Annotated in this window: 18 protein-coding genes; 16 read left to right on the top strand and 2 right to left on the bottom strand. The window is 44.2% G+C overall.

Annotated features, from left to right (window positions below; translation table 11 throughout):
* The first annotated feature begins 165 nt into the window (after positions 1-165).
* From NCCP2222_RS05230 to NCCP2222_RS05180, 11 genes are all read left to right on the top strand, one after another.
* Positions 166-579, top strand: a complete 414-nt coding sequence (locus tag NCCP2222_RS05230) for a BlaI/MecI/CopY family transcriptional regulator (RefSeq protein ID WP_248510246.1) — start codon at positions 166-168, stop codon at positions 577-579.
* Positions 580-689: 110 nt separating this feature from the next.
* Positions 690-1,430, top strand: a complete 741-nt coding sequence (locus NCCP2222_RS05225) for a M56 family metallopeptidase (protein ID WP_248510244.1) — start codon at positions 690-692, stop codon at positions 1,428-1,430.
* Between the two features lie 44 nt (positions 1,431-1,474).
* Positions 1,475-2,128: a DsbA family protein gene (locus NCCP2222_RS05220; protein WP_248510242.1), complete on the top strand. Its 654-nt coding sequence runs from the start codon at positions 1,475-1,477 to the stop codon at positions 2,126-2,128.
* Complete coding sequence (locus tag NCCP2222_RS05215; RefSeq protein ID WP_282570660.1) at positions 2,118-2,522, top strand: disulfide oxidoreductase; 405 nt, start codon at positions 2,118-2,120, stop codon at positions 2,520-2,522. Before NCCP2222_RS05220 ends, NCCP2222_RS05215 begins: the two co-directional genes overlap by 11 nt.
* Before the next feature lie 229 nt (positions 2,523-2,751).
* Positions 2,752-3,858, top strand: a complete 1,107-nt coding sequence (locus NCCP2222_RS05210; protein WP_248510240.1) for an FAD-dependent oxidoreductase — start codon at positions 2,752-2,754, stop codon at positions 3,856-3,858.
* A gap of 14 nt (positions 3,859-3,872) precedes the next feature.
* Positions 3,873-4,253, top strand: a complete 381-nt coding sequence (locus NCCP2222_RS05205) for a MerR family transcriptional regulator (protein ID WP_248510239.1) — start codon at positions 3,873-3,875, stop codon at positions 4,251-4,253.
* A gap of 249 nt (positions 4,254-4,502) precedes the next feature.
* Positions 4,503-5,777, top strand: coding sequence for an L-cysteine desulfidase family protein (locus NCCP2222_RS05200; RefSeq protein WP_248510238.1), 1,275 nt, complete (start codon positions 4,503-4,505; stop codon positions 5,775-5,777).
* 32 nt (positions 5,778-5,809) lie between these two features.
* The gene (locus tag NCCP2222_RS05195) at positions 5,810-8,197 is read left to right on the top strand and encodes a S8 family peptidase (protein WP_248510237.1); all 2,388 of its coding nucleotides are present in this window, start codon (positions 5,810-5,812) and stop codon (positions 8,195-8,197) included.
* 163 nt (positions 8,198-8,360) lie between these two features.
* Positions 8,361-8,582 (top strand): hypothetical protein, encoded by a 222-nt coding sequence (locus NCCP2222_RS05190; RefSeq protein ID WP_248510236.1) that lies wholly within the window; start codon positions 8,361-8,363, stop codon positions 8,580-8,582.
* A gap of 351 nt (positions 8,583-8,933) precedes the next feature.
* A complete protein-coding gene (locus NCCP2222_RS05185) occupies positions 8,934-9,995 on the top strand; it encodes a suppressor of fused domain protein (protein WP_248510235.1) in 1,062 nt (353 codons plus the stop codon).
* A gap of 80 nt (positions 9,996-10,075) precedes the next feature.
* The gene (locus NCCP2222_RS05180; protein WP_248510234.1) at positions 10,076-10,372 is read left to right on the top strand and encodes a rhodanese-like domain-containing protein; all 297 of its coding nucleotides are present in this window, start codon (positions 10,076-10,078) and stop codon (positions 10,370-10,372) included.
* Positions 10,373-10,502: 130 nt separating this feature from the next.
* On the opposite strand, the gene NCCP2222_RS05175 is transcribed toward NCCP2222_RS05180, so the two are convergent.
* Together NCCP2222_RS05175 and NCCP2222_RS05170 are read right to left on the bottom strand one after the other, a co-directional pair.
* Positions 10,503-11,039: a YceI family protein gene (locus NCCP2222_RS05175; protein WP_248510232.1), complete on the bottom strand. Its 537-nt coding sequence runs from the start codon at positions 11,037-11,039 to the stop codon at positions 10,503-10,505.
* Positions 11,040-11,228: 189 nt separating this feature from the next.
* A complete protein-coding gene (locus NCCP2222_RS05170; RefSeq protein WP_248510230.1) occupies positions 11,229-12,065 on the bottom strand; it encodes a MurR/RpiR family transcriptional regulator in 837 nt (278 codons plus the stop codon).
* 158 nt (positions 12,066-12,223) lie between these two features.
* Here NCCP2222_RS05170 and NCCP2222_RS05165 point away from each other — a divergent pair, with 158 nt between their 5' ends.
* The 5 genes from NCCP2222_RS05165 to NCCP2222_RS05145 form a co-directional block, all read left to right on the top strand.
* Entirely contained in the window at positions 12,224-13,096 is an 873-nt protein-coding gene (locus NCCP2222_RS05165) for a DUF8171 family membrane protein (RefSeq protein WP_248510228.1), read from the top strand.
* Positions 13,086-14,831: an ABC transporter ATP-binding protein gene (locus NCCP2222_RS05160; protein ID WP_248510226.1), complete on the top strand. Its 1,746-nt coding sequence runs from the start codon at positions 13,086-13,088 to the stop codon at positions 14,829-14,831. Before NCCP2222_RS05165 ends, NCCP2222_RS05160 begins: the two co-directional genes overlap by 11 nt.
* Positions 14,806-15,636 (top strand): energy-coupling factor transporter transmembrane component T family protein, encoded by an 831-nt coding sequence (locus NCCP2222_RS05155; RefSeq protein ID WP_248510218.1) that lies wholly within the window; start codon positions 14,806-14,808, stop codon positions 15,634-15,636. The genes NCCP2222_RS05160 and NCCP2222_RS05155 overlap by 26 nt, the downstream gene beginning before the upstream one ends.
* An 11-nt stretch (positions 15,637-15,647) precedes the next feature.
* Complete coding sequence (locus NCCP2222_RS05150) at positions 15,648-16,409, top strand: PHP domain-containing protein (RefSeq protein ID WP_248510216.1); 762 nt, start codon at positions 15,648-15,650, stop codon at positions 16,407-16,409.
* 118 nt (positions 16,410-16,527) lie between these two features.
* Positions 16,528-16,957 (top strand): N-acetylmuramoyl-L-alanine amidase (locus NCCP2222_RS05145; protein ID WP_248510215.1); only part of this gene is annotated, 430 nt, incomplete at its 3' end.

Genomic DNA, 16,957 nt, shown 5'->3' with positions numbered 1-16,957 from the left:
TGAGCTCATTTTATTCAATGAGTTTTTTAGTGTTTTACATAAGGATTTCCCAAAACGGCTCGCCCATTTGTAAAGGGTGAGCTTTTTTATGCGCTGCCCGTCTGAAAGTATTTATTGCATAAAGTAAAATGTGACACTACAATATGTAGTGTGAGGTGTTCTAAGTTGAGAGTGAAGAGTTTTAAATTGTATGAGAGTGGACTGTCCCGCTTTTTTGGACCGCTCGAAGCAAAAATCATGGACATTTTATGGGATGCTGAAGAACTGACTATACGGGATGTGCAACAAGTTCTTGACCAGGAAAAAGTAACGAATTTTAACACAGTAATGACGGTGATGAATCGACTGGTAGAGAAGAATATTCTTCAGAAGAGAGCCGAAGGGAGATCTTCTTTATTCAAACCGGTTCAGTCCAGAATGGAGTTCTTAAATAGCCAGTCAAAAGAAATGACAAACGAACTGATGGATGAGTTTGGAAATGTGGTCGTCAGCCATATGCTGGACGCACTCGAGGAAGCAGATGATGATCTTGTCGCAAAGCTGGAACGTAAAATTGAAGAATTGAAAAAAGGACTGTAATTATGGTAAAACGTCAATCGTTAATTATTTGGACTGTCTCAATTTTTATATCTAGCCTCATAATGTTTCAAATGGTTCTGTATACTGTTTCTATTTTTGCAGGTTGCGATATGAAACTTAACATGGTCTCCGTATGTCATAGCTGGCTGAATGAAAATGGCCTGTCCTCCTTAATGCATGTGCTTGATGGACTTGTCATCTATACATTGTTGTTTTCGTTATGGAAAATTGGTTCGCAATGGATTCAAATGACTAAAATGAAACAGCATTTTCAGCAGTACAAGGAAAGGGAACTTACAAAGAAGTTAAATCAAGTTTTCAAACTCGGAAAAGAATGCATTATTGTTCTTTCGCATCCGACGCCTGCTGCATTTACAATGGGGTTTATCCGACCTAAAATCATCATTACGACGGGTCTGTTTCATTTATTAAGTCAAGAAGAGCTAGAGGCAGTGGTGACTCATGAGATGTACCATAAAGTAAATCGCGATCCGTTAAAAGTTTTCTTATTGTCTCTCAGTTCTTCCGTCATGTGGTATATCCCAATTCAAAAATGGTTCTATCATCAATACAAGGTTGTGCAGGAAGTTTTAGCAGATGAATTTGCAATTCAACGACAGGGGACAGTGGTCCATTTAGGCGGTGCGCTTGTGAAAATGGTTAGAGTAGGGAAGCAAGAGAAGATGCCATTTACATTTGTTTCATTTGCTGCAACTGCCGTTGATCTTCGAATTGAATCGATATTGAATCCGGTCCAGGATTTTCGGTTGCGGTTGCCGATAAAAATAGTCTTTCTATCCATCGTAGTCTTTAGTATCATTAGTGGCCTCTTTATTTACGCGCTTGCGTAAATTTTTTATCCCATCACACTACATTAAGTAGTTTTCGTTAAGGAGTGGTACCGTTGTCAAAGAAAATATTTTGGTTTGTTGGAATTGTAGCTGTATGTATCATTGGAATTATTGTGCTAACCGGAAAAGAAAAAGAATCCGCCAGCATTGACTATGAAGGGCAGCCCTTTTTAGGGGATGCATCTGCACCGGTCGATATCGTAGAATTTGGTGACTATCAATGCCCTCATTGCAAAGACTTTAATGACAGTCTTCTTCCTGTAATTGAAAAGGAGCTTGTGGAAACAGGAAAGGCCAAATTTTATTTTATGAATTATGCTTTCATGGGTCCTGACTCGACCGCGTCTGCGCAATTTGCGGAGACTGTCTATAAGGAACTCGGCAATGAGGTGTTCTGGAAGTTCCATCATTTATTATTTGCCAATCAAACCGACGAATCTGGTAAAGCTATGCAGTTCACAGATGACGTTATGGAAACGCTGTTAGCTGAAGTTGCCGGCACTGAAGATGTACAGCAGGTGCTGGACGCGTATCAAGAAGGAAAAGGAAATGAAGCTTTGAAGAAGGACATGAGCATAGCAAATCATTTAGGAATTTCCTCAACACCGTCCATTTTTATTAACGGAAAGTTATTTGAAGGAAGCAGTATGAAGGATTTCTTTGACCAAGTAGACGAGGCGACGGAAAGTGGTAAATAAACCGTTATTACTTTCATGGATTACAGCAATTATCGCCATGGCAGGAAGTTTGTTCTTTAGCGAAAGAATGGGCTTCATTCCGTGTGATCTCTGCTGGTATCAACGTATTTTGATGTACCCGTTGGTCTTTTTGCTGGGGATCGCTTTTTATCGCAATGATAAAAATATATATGTGTATGCATTGCCTTTGTCGATTATCGGTGTGGCCGTTTCTTCTTATCATTACGCACTGCAGAAAATCCCTTCGTTACAACAATTCAGCGTTTGTACAAGCGGTGTGCCGTGTTCAGGCCAGTACGTAAATTACTTAGGATTCATCACGATTCCTTTCATGGCATTCGTCGCTTTTACCCTAATTACGATTCTCATGGTTGTTCTATGGAAGCGTAAGTGATCTAAGAGAGTATGCGGCGTACACGAAGGTTGCTTTAATACATGATTAGCCCCGCTTAAAGAATGCGTGGTATTAGCTTGCTTGTTTTGATGCTTTCAAAACGAGCAAGCTTTTTCTGTTTCTATGGACTGGCGCTTGCTCTTATTCTTAGAGGCTACTCTTTACGGTTGACTGCGAGTTGCTCGAAGGTGATATACTACTTTAAAAAATCGGGAGGGGGATCGGCGTTATGAATGTTGAAATTGAGAAAGACCAAAGAGGAGCGGCTGTTATTGTCGGTGCCTCACTTTCAGGACTCATGTCCGGTATCGCCCTCGCGCAAGAGGGTATCCAGGTCACCATCGTGGAGAAAGTGGGAGAACATCGGATTGGCGGATCGGGACTCCGTGTAGACGGTGGAACGTTCGGTCGCTCGAAGACAGAGAAACTGCTGAAGCAATTGGTGTCGGGAGGGGAAAGTTCCGTCCAGCTTTGGGCATCGATCGAGTCGCGCCTGCGGGAGGCAGCGAAACAAAATGACAGGATCAGTCTTCGCTATCATACGCGTATCGTTGCAGTAGAACAGAATGAGGAATCGGCCTGGGCCTTAACCGATCAAGGGGAGAGAATCGAAGGAGATCTGCTGATTGGTGCGGATGGGCACAATAGCCAGGTGCGAAAATATGTGTCGCCTGACAATGCGAACGCTACATATGCTGGCTACATGGGATGGCTCGCCTCCATCGGGGAGAATGATTTGCCCGAGTCGCTTCGTCCTGCAGGGGGTGGCCCTTCCGTTGAGATGTTTGATAGTTATGATGGCTTTAAGTTCGGCTCCATCATTGAAAGAGAGGATAAGTCTTCAATTGCCGGGAGCCGTCGAATCGGCTGTACATGGTATGACAATAAGCGAAGCGGTTTATTGCGCCAGCTGGGCTGCGTGGAAGGGATGGTTGTTTGCCATTCATTGAATGGACAAGATATACCGGAGCAGACGCTCAGAGAGCTGGAGGCAGAGACCGCAGGGTGGCCGGAACCTTGGCGATTTGCTGCACGTCATGCCATTCAAGAACGGACGCTAATCGGAATTCCGATTAAAGAATATGTGCCCGATCGGCTGGTGAAGGGCCGGGTCGCGCTCGTGGGTGATGCGGCACATGTCCCGGCTCCTGTTACGGCAAGCGGGTTTAATGAATCCTTGCAGGATGCGGTGGCATTAGGGGTATGCGCTGAAAATGGAGTACAAGGACAGGCAGCCGTTCGAGCGGTGGATGAATATGAATCCCTCCGTTTAGAAACAGTACGCCGGATGGTTCAATCAGGGCAATTTTATAGCCGTTCATTTGGGCGCCCATAAAGGAGGCTGGAGCGATGTACACGGTGAAAGAAGTGGCTGCATTGCTCGATTTAACCGAGCACACAGTCCGCTACTATACGGACAAAGGATTAGTGCCGAATTTACAGCGCGACGAACATAACAATCGCCAGTTCGACAAAGCTGCGGTTAACTGGCTGTTGTGTGTAAAACATCTGAGGCATTGCGGAATGGGGCTAAACGATATTAAGACATATATCTCCCTCTGTCAGGAGGGGGATGCCACCGTATCGGAGCGCTATGAGATTATGAGTAAACAACAAGCTGCGGCACTTGCCCAGTTGGAAGAAGCAAAACGGAGAGTGGCCTACATTGAAGAGAAAGCGAATCGTTATTTTGATTTGTTGATGAAAATGAAGTCTGAGAATCCTATTTGAATGAATGAACCTCTTAAGAAAACCTACTCCATTTCCATTCACAACTTGCCTATTTGGTTACACCGGATAGGCGTTTTTTTGTTGAATTGGAGTGGGGGTTGCCCAACCTGACATGAAAAACTCCATAATAGACGAACCCCATTGAACTTCAGGTCGAAACTCAGTATGTTCAAGAGAAAGAGCAGATAAGATGTTGCGCGTAATTGAATTAGAAAGGCAGCATCATGATGACCATATGGGGGTTTTGAAATGGAGAGAAATAGAATTTCAGCGATTTTAGAGAAAGAGCTAGTAGTGGCACTGGGGTGCACTGAACCGGTAGCGATCGCATTAGCGGCGGCGACAGCCAAGAGTCATGCGGAAGGCGAAATCCGGCAAATTGTCGTGATGGCCAGCGGAAATATCATAAAGAATGCAAAATCCGTCGGTATTCCGGGCATGTCCGGCAAAGGCCTCGACTTTGCTGCTGCCATCGGTGCGGTAGGAGGAAATCCGGAGAGAAAATTAGAACTGCTGGATGGGCTGACAAAAGACGATGAGAAGAAAGCTTTCCAACTTATAGAAGAAGGAAAAATCGAGGCAGGCCAGGCCGATACGCCGAAAAGATTATATATTGAAGTGAAGGTTAAGACAGATCAAAAGGAAGCTCGCGTAATTATTAGCGATAACCATAGTAATATTACGTTAATTGAAGTGGATGGCGAAGCTGTATTCCGCGGTGGATGTGAAAACGTCCGCATCCAATCGGAAGAGGAGGAGCTAGAGGCACTGACGCTTGATGAAATTTATGCGTGGGTGCTGCAAGCGGAGTTATCGGAATTGGCTCTTGTCAAGAGAAGTATTGAACTGAATAAAGTGATTGGGCTGGAAGGGCTGTCTGGCGACTATGGATTAAATGTCGGCCGGACGATTCAGGAGAATGTGAAGAAAGGAATACTGTCAGATGACTTAGCGACGGCGGCCATGTCGCTCGCTGCAGCTGGCTCCGATGCGCGGATGGCGGGTTCCACTCTGCCGGTCATGGCGAATACAGGCAGTGGAAATCAAGGGATTGCCGTCACCCTGCCAGTCGTTGCTGCAGCAGAGAAGCTTCAAGTTTCTGAGGACGTCATGATCCGCGCTGTAGCGCTCAGCCACCTTGTCACCATTCATATAAAATCGAAATTTGGCCGTTTATCGGCATTATGCGGTGTAACAGCTGCCGGAATGGGAGCCAGCGCTGCTATCGTCTATTTGCTTGGCGGGACACTCCAGCAAGTGAAAGCGGCGGTGCAAAATACAATAGGCAATGTATCCGGAATGATTTGCGACGGTGCGAAAGCCGGATGCGCCATGAAGGTCTCCACTTGCTCCAACGTAGCTGTACAATCCGCGTTGCTCGCAATGAGTCATCAAGAGATTCAATCGACGGACGGTTTTATTCACGATGATGTCGAAAAGAGCATTGAAGCCTTCTGTACGCTTGGAAATGAAGGGACACGGCAAACAGATGAGTGGATTTTGAAATTAATGATGGAGAAGTGATGAACTATTTAACCAGCTAAAGGAGATCCTACATGCTTAACTTATATAACGTATCTTCGGAAGAAGAAGTAGCTGTCATCGTTCACTTGAGTGAAGACCCTATCGTTCTGCAGAGGCGTGCGGCGGAAGTGGACGGCATTCCTTTCACAGACGAAGCTTACAAAAAAGCAGATGCAGCCGTAAATCTGCAACAACAGCGAGTCCTTCGCGAGATGGCTGCAAGAGACATCAGGGTTAGTGAAGTTCAGCCATTTCGAACTGTGCTGAATGCATTGTCTGCCCTTGTTCGACGGGAGGACATCGGAAAGATCCGTTCTCTCAAGGAAGTGGTTTGGATTGAACCGGATATGCAAGTGAGAGGAGCGGGGACCTCACTGGTGACCGATGAGTCTGAGAAAGAGTTGAAAATGGATTGCCTTTTTCGTGAGTTGCAAGCTCTTTGGTCAGAAGGAATTGAAGGACAGGGAATTAAGGTGGCGGTTCTTGATTCGGGTATAGACAAAAACCACCCCGATTTAAAAGAAGTATATAAAGGCGGGAAAAACTTTGTCGATCAGTCCGATCCGGAAGAGTACGCCCGGCCGAGAGAGGAAGACGATCCTTCCGAAACGTCACCTGCTGAACGCCCGGAAGGAGCTCCGGAAAAACATCCTTCCACCGGAGCCACATTTGAATCGTATCACGGAACGCATATCGCAGGAATTTTGGCAGGGAAAAATGGAGTAAAAGGGGTAGCTCCTAAAATTGAGTTGTATGCCTATCGGGTGTTTGGCGCATATACGACCGGAAAAACATCCTACCTTCTAAAGGGAATTGAGGAAGCGGTCGCGCAGGAGATGGATGTAATCAATCTTTCGCTAAGCTTGGATAGTGATTTAGAAACCCATGCAATCTCTATTGCTCTTAATCATGCAGTGATGGCCGGTGTCGTTGCGATCAGTACGGCTGGCAATACGGGGCCGGTTCGCGGTTCCGTGCGGGCTCCCGGCACTTCCAGACTCGGCATCTCAGTCGGCAATTCGACTTGGGATGATCAGGTGGACAGCTCAAGCTCTCGTGGACCGTCCAAACCAAATTTCGACATCAAGCCCGATGTATTGGCGCCAGGAACAGACGTTTTTTCAACGATGCCGAGGTATGTGGAAGATAAATCAGACTCGATTTATAAGGATGCCTATAAAACGGAGACTGGTACATCGCAGGCCGCGCCTTACATAGCTGGGGTAGCAGCACTCATAAAGCAAGCCCATCCCGACTGGACGCCGTTTGATATCAAAGTGGCTCTTTCCAATACAGCGAAAGTGCTCGATACTGATAAGTTTGATGTGTTCGATCAAGGCGCGGGACGTGTCCAGCCCTATGCAGCCGTTCATCCGGCTATCCTTGCCTATTCCATTGAGGAGGTCGATGTGAATGGCGAAGGGGAATGGGTGGAAAATCAAAAAGGTACTGTTACATTTGGTCCCGTAACCCTTGACGAGGATATTTTGATTTCAAAGTCTCTTCTAGTAAAAGATATAAAAGGGGCTGGGGGAGAATATGATGTCACGGTTCAAGTGATTACTTCATTTGGTGATGCGGAAGTAACCATTGACCAGCCATCCTTTACGCTCCATGGGGAACAAAGGCTGCAGGTTTCATTAAAAGCATCAAAAAATCCGAATACGAAATATCGAGATGAGCTAACAGGCTATATCCGAATTGCCAGCCGCGACCGATCGGTTGAAATATCATTGCCATTTGCAGCCGATTTCAGCAACGGAGCAACCGTCACACCTGCCATTGAGGCGTTTAGCATGACCAAGACGGATCTCTCCTTTACTGAAATGGAAGCCGGCGGACAAGTAGCTGTCAGATTGTCGGTAAATACAGACGTATCCTATCCATCTCTGGAACTTGTTAATTATGTAACAAAAGAGCCGGTGGATAGTTTGTTCTATCGAGACGGGATTAGTCTCGGAACTAGGGAGTTTCCGATATCCCATCAATACAAATCCTCCTGGTCGGGAGAAGAGACACTGCTGGCGGATGGAATCTATTCAGTTGATTTTACAGGGATGGTAAAAGCGCTCTCTCTGACGGGAAGCATCGGTCCCGTCTTTGTAAAAACGACCAAGCCTATGGTAACTGCCTCCATTCATGCGGTCTCAGTGAAAGGCCATGTGACAGACCAATATATCGAATTCAATCAGGCCCTAGAAGAAATCGGGGAAGGTTTCGAGCTGAATGAAAAACTGCAGGCCTCGTACATGTTGACGAAAAACGGCCAGGCGGGTGAGGTTGTATCGTTCTTGTTGAACCAAGACGGGACGTTTTCATTTGAGCTACCTTCATTTGATGCCGGAAAAGATCTTCTTGCTATAGTTGTGACAGACGCAGCTGGACATGCCGTTGAATTCGTAGTGCAGCGGGCAGAATAAAATGTACAATGGTTAAGACATAGGACTGTCCGATAAGTCAGTGATAACTGATTTGTTGGACAGTCCTTTTTGGCGTTCGGCTGTGTACGGGAAGCTGCCTGTGAAATAGCCAAGCAACCTGCTGGAATTGCTTGTTCAAAGTGAGATGGACTGAGAAAGTGATTTGATTGTAGAAGGGGATACGAGTGGTAGCCTAGGACATACGAGCGGTTCCCGGCTGATACGAGTGGTAGCCCTTGATATACGAGCGGTTGTGGATTTATACGAGTGGTTCCTCGAGACATACGAGTGGTTGCCGGCTGATACGAGTGGTAGCCCGGGATATATGAGCGGTTGTCGATTTATACGAGTGGTTGCTCGAGACATACGAGCGGTAGTCGGCTGATACGAGTGGTTGCCAAGGACATACGAGCGGTCGATCGTTAATGACGGACACCGAAAATGCATACGAGCAGTTTTTTTGATTATTTGAGCACTCGGTTCATTAATCGCGGACTCTGACGACAGATACGCGGACTTTTTTTGATAAATGCGGACTCTGGCGACAGATACGAGGACTTTTTCAACTAATTGCGGACTCCAGCTGCGGATACAAGACTCTTGCAGTACTTGAGCATTATCGAAACAAATCGAAGCAGTCATCCGGTAAAAACGGGCATCTCCTAAGCAGGCGTTGAATCAGTAGTTTTGATAAAATAGGTATATCTAATAAAAGTAAACATGGGGGGTTGTATCAGTGAGCGAAGAAGTGATGACTACAGGTTGGGATGCGATTGATCGCGCAGTGAAGACGATATACGGGGAACAGGAACCGAAGCATTATGGGACGCTTATTTCGTATGCGCTTGGCGGATCGGATCCGCTTGATGGAATCAGTGTGTATAAGTCGGTTGAACCGGTGCCGCATTGGCATTTTGTGACGTATGGCTTTTCGGAACTCTATGAGAAAGAAACGGAAGATCCGGAGGAAAGCGGGTATGGTTTTGAATTGACTTTTCGTCTTGTACGGGAAGAGGATGAGGAAGAGCCGCCGGCATGGGCGTTAAATTTACTGCAAAATATGGGGCGGTATGTCTTTAACAGCGGCAATGTCTTTCGGGCGGGGGACTATTTGGATGCAAACGGTCCCATATGCCTAGGGGCAGATACCCAATTAACTGCCTTGGCATTTGTGAAGGATCCGGAGCTGGAGGCAATGGATACGCCAAATGGACACGTTGAATTTCTTCAAATGGTTGGCATTACGCATGATGAATTGGAAGCAATGCAAACGTGGAACACATTAGGTGTCCTCGCTGCCGGACTGTCTCACATTCCTAGTTATGTAACAGATTTAGGGCGTGACACGATTTTGGCGGATCACTCGGTTGCTAAAATTGTCCAGGAGGGGATGGAGAAAGAAGGTTCCAATACGGGCTTTTTGTTTGTGGATCAACTCGAATGGAGTGCTGGAAAGAAGGGGTGGCTGCGTCAAACGCCGTCCGTGCTTACAATTGGTGCAAAACAAGCGGAGATTATTGGAAAGCTGCTCCGCGGCAGGTTGCTCAAAGGAAAAGAACTGACGCTATCGGGAGCGGGCATCCGCGTTGCGTTTAAATCAGGACAGCAGAACGAATTTGAGCATTCGGAAGACTTTATTCACATTACGCTAAATGACGAAACCGTTGAGGATATGAGCCAAAAGCTGCTGCCAAAACAGGGCGAGTTTGAAGTCTCGATGAAAGATAAAATGAACATTCATATTGCAAAGACCACTATTACAGATCAAGATGGCAATATTGTAAAAACGATTGGCTGAAAAATCTAGGAAGCATCTCGATGGACGAGGCATGGACGGGTGTATATCATGGAGTTATGCTTATCCGAGGAGGAACCAATGTGAAAGAGATTACAACAAATGATCTGCAAGAACAACTGGAACAAGGAACGTCCTTCCATCTGATCGATGTTCGGGAAGATGATGAAGTGGCACAAGGTATGATTCGGACGGCTATTCATATTCCGCTTGGTGAAATTCCGGAACGTTTGGATGAAATGGATAAAGACAAGTCGTATATCATCATTTGCCGGTCAGGCGGCCGCAGTAGTCGTGCTTGTGAATTTCTCGAGGCCCAAGGCTATGACGTAACGAATATGGTCGGCGGCATGTTGGCGTGGCAAGGCGAAGTTGAATAAAGCCGAAGCAGTCTCATTCTTCATTTTTATGAAGGATGAGATTTTTTTATTATCGATCTGAAGTACAAAAAGAGCCCGCTCGGTTCAGGCCGAAGGGCTCTTTTCGCAAATAAAAGCAAAAATGCTATATTTATTCGGCTTGTGCAGGATTCACTTCCAAGTCGATTGAGATCTTAATATCTTTTCCTACCAAAACGCCTCCTGTTTCAAGGGCGGCATTCCAAGTCAAACCGAATTCTTCCCGATTTAATTTGGTTTCCGCTTCAAAACCATACACTTCAACGCCCCACGGATTCGTTCCTTTTCCGTTGTATTCCACATCAAATGTGACAGGTTTTGTTACATCTTTGATTGTCAGATCGCCTGTCACTTTATATTCGTCATCGCCGTCTTTTACGATGTTTGTCGATTGAAATGAAATTGTAGGGAAATCCTCTGCGTTAAAGAAATCAGCGGAACGGAGATGATTATCACGGTCCTCCGATTTTGTATTAATCGAAGCAGTTTGAATATCGAAAGTAATGGAAGCTGTCGTCAAGTCCGTCAGGTCATCGGCTGTCACCGTGGCGGAATAATTTTCAAATACACCTTTCACTTTTGACACCATCATATGTTTTACGGAAAAACCAATACTAGAATGCGAGTTGTCTACTGTCCAATTTGCCATGCCAAATCTCTCCTGTCACTTTGAATTTATCTCGAATTCGAGATATCTTGATTTAAGGATAAATCATTTCAAGAAAATCGTCAATGGGATAAATATGAAATTCAAAAAATTTAATCTGCTCACTTCGTATAAGGCCCGGCTAGAAAGAACTGACAGACGGGCCAATCTTTAATATACCTTCTCTAAAATTCAGTCCCTCGGAAGATCATTTTTATACATCTTGCGTAATCTGTTGAGTGTCTCTAGTTTCTGGAGAGTAGTTTCTTTTTGTTTCATTCCAACGCCGATAATTATATTTTCGACTAAAAACGTGGGGGCAACCATTGAGTGGAACTCCCAAAGTTCACCTCGGCTTGCATACAGTACAATGTCAGCCTCTGTATTGAAATCGGAGACGAGGCGGTCAGTCAATACAATTGATGTGCATGATATTGTTTTAGCGTGGTCTAGAAGTACGCGAGTCTCAGGGTGAAGATGGACAAATCCAAAAATCAGCAAAGTGTCATGCTCTGTCATATGCACTAATGATTCAAGTAGTTCATGCCCACTTTTTGCTAAAAGATGAATGACGTTACCGAACCGAGATAGTCTGAATTTTAGCAGATGTGCCAGTCCTTCTGATGGACCGGGACTATAAATATAAATTGTTTTGGCGCAAGAAAGTGCATCGACAGCTTGTTGGAAGTCTTCGGTAGAAAAGTGGACAAGTGTTTCTTCCAAATTGTGTTGGCTCACTTGTAGCATCTCACTTTGGATACTACCGGCGCTTACTTGGTTTAAAATGCTTTCAAGTTTGTTAGCTGGTGAAATTTCCAGGCGGTCTTTTACGTACTCCTTAAACAATTTAAAATTCTCAAAGCCAATTGATTTCCAAAAACGAGAAACGGTTGCGTTGCTTAAACTTAACTGTTGGGCAATTTCTGTTTCAGTTAAATAAAGAAGATCTCTCATATGTTTTTGCACAAAATCTGCAATTGTTTTCTGATGGGGTGTCATATTTTCGACGTTCCACTTCATATCAGGCATCTGTAAACAAACTCCTTACCATGTTAGTTACATGTAGCTTATCATATGAAAAATATTTTTCATAACTTATCTTTGTTAAAAATAATTTACATTGGAATTATACTTTATTAACAATTGGTTGGTACGATTGGTATGAAATGAAAGGGAGGATGAATTCAATGGCGAAGCGTGAAGTATTTCAGTTAACACAGTCACAAAAAATGATGGTCTTTATTCTGTCAATGTCCTTGTATGGTCTTTCAAACATGTTCACAGAACTCATTCCGAGTTTACAAATCGGGCCAGTTGAACTGTCGGTGGAGTATTTTGCATTTATTCCATTAACATTATGCATTCTGTTTCATCCGTTATATGCTGCGATCGGTGCCTCATTAGGGGAAATAATTTTCGGAGAACTGATGCTTGGACAGTTTGGAGGCATCGGCGAGATTGAAAAATTTATCACGTTTTCCTTGGGAATGTATATCGCAGGCATTTTAGTTCGAAACCCATTGAATCGTATGCAAGTGGGTATGGCGGTTATGTCAGGATTGGTAGTCCATCACCTGCTGGGCATGATTGTGGACATAGGCAAAGTTTGGGTTGGGGTTGAAGAATTCGAGGCTGTCAAGGGGTTGGCTGAAAGTATCATCGTTATTGAGGGTGTTGCTTTTCTAAATGATTTGTTGTTTTCCGGTATCCTTTTCGCTTTATTGCCGACATTGTACTTGGTTCCGCGTTTGTACGGGAAAATTGAGCCGTTGTTAGGAATGAAACCAAGAAACAAGGATGACCGCTATACAATGAAAGAAGTCATCACTCCAAGATTTGTAGTAATTGGTATTGTCTTATCAGCGACTGCCATCATTGCTGAATTTTTATCTGAAACTGAATTTAGCTTTGGTGAGTGGGAACCTGATTTTATGGAAATGTTCGGCGATTGGTTTATTTGGATTGTCATAGCTGTCGCTGCTGTTATTGCATGTATCACCATCGTATTGATGGCTAGAAAAAATAAAACACAAAGGAGCAAACTGGACAATGTTGCCTAATCCCCTCGTCCAATTGACGAATGTCACCTTTACGTATCCAGGGGCCGATCGTCCGGTACTAAAGGATATAAATGTAACCATTTACGAAGGTGAATTTACGGCCATCATTGGCGGAAATGGTTCAGGAAAGTCGACATTATGCAAAACATTCAATGGTTTGATCCCTCAATTTTATGTTGGTGATTTCGAGGGTGAGGTTGTGTTGAACACGATGAAGACAAGTGAACACACAGTAGCGCAACTGTCTAGAAATATCGGATATGTGTACCAAGATTTTGAAAATCAGTTAGTGCGTCCGACAGTAATCGATGATGTTAGCTTTGTTCCTTTAAATTACGGATTGGCCGATTATAGGCAAAGAGGAGAGTGGGCTCTTAATATAACAGGGCTGTCTGCGTTGCGAAATGAATTTATTTGGCAATTGAGTGGAGGGCAAATGCACTTGCTTGCATTAGCAGGAGCATTGGCTATGAAACCGAAACTCCTGATTATAGATGAACCGATCGCACAGCTGGATCCCAATCATGCGAAACAGGTTTATGACATATTGAAAAAACTGAATAATGAGTTTGGTATTACAATTATCGTCATTGAACATCACACTGAATTCATCGCGGATTACTGCAAAGAAGTCATACTGATGGATCAAGGAGAGCTCGTGTGGAAAAAAGATGTGAAGGAAGCTTTGTCACAAGTTCGGGAATTATTGCATCGGAATATTTTCCCGCCGCAAGTGACCCAGGCAGCCTATGCATTGTTAGAGAAAGATTCTCAGGACAGCCTTCTTCCGATACGCATGGATGAAGCGATCAAACATTTCTCTACCTATATACAGCGTAAGGTCCCATTACCTCCTTTCAGACCGACATGCATGACGGAGAATAGGGAAGTAATTCGTTTCAATCATGTTTCACTAGAGTATAGGACGCTGAAGAAGGAACGTAAGCGGGTTCTTTACGAGGTGGATACTTCGTTTTATCAAGGCGACCTCGTTGCGTTGGTAGGGAATAATGGTGCAGGGAAATCATCCTTGCTTAAATTGATTGCTGGCATTGTGAAACCGAGCGATGGACAAGTTGTGGTTCTGGGTAAAACAACGCGGGAAGCGAGTCCCGAAGTATTAAGTGAGACAGTATCTTATATTTACCAGAGTCCAGAGGAAATGTTCATAGATGATTCGATCCGGAAAGATATTGAATATTATTTGCGGGTGCGAAAAATTCCGGATTATGAATTGATTGTCGATAAGCTGCTTGTCGATTTCAATTTAGTGGATATTCAGCATCAAGATGGCCGTTTGCTAAGCGGTGGCCAGCAAAGGCGTGCATCACTTGCCATTGGTGCGGCGATGAATCCTGCCGTCATTTTATTGGATGAACCGACTGCTAATTTGGACGTGGCCACAAAACAGCAGGTGATCCAGATGCTCGGAAAGTTGCAGAATCATGTGCAGACAGTCATTGTCGCAACCCACGATATGCAGCTGGTGGCAGAATGGGCCAACCGAATCATCGTTATGAATTCTGGTTCTATTATATCTGACGGGAGTCGGTACGACATTTTTGGAAACGAGGATGTCATGAGGAAAGCGGGTTTAGTCCCGCCTCAAATTTTACAATTGAGCCGTAAGTTATGTCTAGAGCCACCCTGCTTTACAATTGATGAATTCACATCACGCTTGGATACAGTAGAAGCGGAGGGAGTACAACTTGAATTATGTAAAGGATATGCGTGAAAAATTAAATATCGAATACGTAAAAAGTGAATTAATTAAAACAGCTTATGGTGGCAAAGAAACTTTTCTCGCCTCCTTGCACCCTCGCACGCTGATTATTTGGTACTTATTTTTTGGTATCGTACCGTGGTTTATTCATAACAAAATCGTATTAAGTTGCTTTTTGGTTTTAATGGTTGTTTTAACAATTATGGCGCGTGTAAGCCCTTTGATCATTGTCATTCTCTGCGTTGGATTGCTAGGAGAAATTGGATTTCTTTTGCTTGTTTCTTTAGTTTTCGGAGGTGGCCTCGCCTCATTGATTCCGATGTTTTGGTTAACGGTAAAGTTAGCTGTTATCGCATTGGCGAGTATTGCCGTTTTCACCAGTATGGATCCTGAACGATTTAGTGATGCGCTGCTCAGCTTTGGCGTTCCCGGGCAGGCTTCGTTCAGTGTATCCTTCGGTTATCGAATCCTTCCTACACTGGTGGAAGAATTTCAAAGGGTGTTCCTGTCCTACCGTTTACGTGGGAAAGCTCCAGAGACACACGGTATTTTTTATTGGCGGACGGCTTCTTATTACTTGAAATTATTAGTGTTGTCATTTTACCCACTTATATTGAACAGTGCTAAAAGATCGAGAACTACTGTTGAAGCATTGGAAACCAAAGGATTTAGTTATTCATTTACAAATTCCGAAGTAAAGAAAATGAAATTGGCTCACTTGACGTATACGTATAAAGATCCATTGTTTCTAATTGGCACAGTTGCCTATATTTCGTTTGCATTTTGGCTTGGGACATTTCTAGTAGATGCAGAATAGGAGAATAGCATATGAAAATTGATTTTCACACACACGGAAAATTATCAAAGAAAGTAGATTTCTCACTTGATTATTTTATGAATATGGTTCAAGCAGCCAAGGAAAACCACCTGGATGCAATTGCCTTGACGGAGCATTTTAATACGCATCGCTTCTCAGATGTTTATGATACATTGGACGATCACTTTCCATACGTAGACCTTTATTATGAAATTGAAGGTTTGAAAGTCTTCACTGGAATGGAAGTCGACATAAATGAGACAGGGCATATTCTTTTAATCGGAAAGCGGGCAGACTTGCTCGACTTCAGAAAGGAACTTGAGCCCTATACAGAGAAAGGGAACTTTATTCCTTTTCAGGAACTGTTGAAAAGGACGGCGAATGTTGATTTCCTCGTTATAGGAGCCCATCCTTATCGGGAGAGCACGCCACTTCACCAATTACCGTCAGACCTTTTGGCGAAATTAGATGCGTTTGATTTGAATGGCAAGGATCTATATGAAAAAGGCATCGAGGAAAATTGTCGTGAAGTGTATGCATTGGCTGAGCAAATCGGTATTCCGGTAGTGGGAGGGAGCGATACACATCAAAGCTTACAGTATGGTGCAGTAGTCAATATCCTGGATGTGAGCTGCAGAACCGTGCGCGAATTAAAGGATGCGATTCGGAGCGGTGCGTATCGTGTAGAAATTTCTCCACAGTTAGATGAAAAGGTGGCTGCTGCCAAGGAATTAAAAAAGCGTTTGAAAGAGAAGATGGAAAAAGTGATGTGAATTCGCTATAAGCTGTCCCGTTTACACGATACGGGGCAGTTTGTTTTTTGTAGATGAATACAAGCTATGCATATCCCACTCATCCACCGCGTATAGTGTGGAAAAAGGCGGTGTCGAGTTGAAGCGATGGCTCATTATCGGATTATTATTTGTCTGTTCATTAGGTGTGGTGCTGTATGGCGTGAAGGCGTCCGACCGTGGCTTTTTTTTGCCGGAAAAATTAGCCGGTGTGAAAATCGTGGTGGATCCGGGTCATGGAGGGTTGGATGGAGGTGCTTCGGTGGATGAAGTAATTGAAAGTAACATCACGTTATCCATTTCTCATGAATTAAAGAAGCGGCTTGAAAAAAAGGGTGCCATTGTTGTGATGACGCGTGAAAAAAATGGTGACGCTATTGCGGAGCATGCGCCGAGTGATAAGTTCGGAACGAATCGGGAACGGAAATTTGCCGATTTGAAGCTTCGGGAAAGCATTGTGATTGAGGAAGATCCGGATTTATTTGTCAGCGTCCATGTCAACGCAATCCCGGATTCCAAATGGAGGGGCG

The organism is Sporosarcina sp. NCCP-2222, assembly GCF_023168145.1.
In the GTDB taxonomy this organism is placed as follows: domain Bacteria; phylum Bacillota; class Bacilli; order Bacillales_A; family Planococcaceae; genus Sporosarcina.
The sequence above is the reverse complement of the archived record's forward strand: the minus strand, read 5'-3'. Positions and strand labels throughout refer to the sequence as shown.

What these genes read in the sequence shown, in the direction of transcription:
- NCCP2222_RS05200 (WP_248510238.1), top strand. Translation starts at nt 4,503, where the DNA reads ATGGAGAGAAATAGAATTTCAGCGATTTTAGAGAAAGAGCTAGTAGTG.
- NCCP2222_RS05205 (WP_248510239.1), top strand. Translation starts at nt 3,873, where the DNA reads ATGTACACGGTGAAAGAAGTGGCTGCATTGCTCGATTTAACCGAGCAC.
- NCCP2222_RS05210 (WP_248510240.1), top strand. Translation starts at nt 2,752, where the DNA reads ATGAATGTTGAAATTGAGAAAGACCAAAGAGGAGCGGCTGTTATTGTC.
- NCCP2222_RS05225 (WP_248510244.1), top strand. Translation starts at nt 690, where the DNA reads ATGAAACTTAACATGGTCTCCGTATGTCATAGCTGGCTGAATGAAAAT.
- NCCP2222_RS05165 (WP_248510228.1), top strand. Translation starts at nt 12,224, where the DNA reads ATGGCGAAGCGTGAAGTATTTCAGTTAACACAGTCACAAAAAATGATG.
- NCCP2222_RS05160 (WP_248510226.1), top strand. Translation starts at nt 13,086, where the DNA reads ATGTTGCCTAATCCCCTCGTCCAATTGACGAATGTCACCTTTACGTAT.
- NCCP2222_RS05150 (WP_248510216.1), top strand. Translation starts at nt 15,648, where the DNA reads ATGAAAATTGATTTTCACACACACGGAAAATTATCAAAGAAAGTAGAT.
- NCCP2222_RS05175 (WP_248510232.1), bottom strand. Translation starts at nt 11,039, where the DNA reads ATGGCAAATTGGACAGTAGACAACTCGCATTCTAGTATTGGTTTTTCC.
- NCCP2222_RS05170 (WP_248510230.1), bottom strand. Translation starts at nt 12,065, where the DNA reads ATGCCTGATATGAAGTGGAACGTCGAAAATATGACACCCCATCAGAAA.
- NCCP2222_RS05195 (WP_248510237.1), top strand. Translation starts at nt 5,810, where the DNA reads ATGCTTAACTTATATAACGTATCTTCGGAAGAAGAAGTAGCTGTCATC.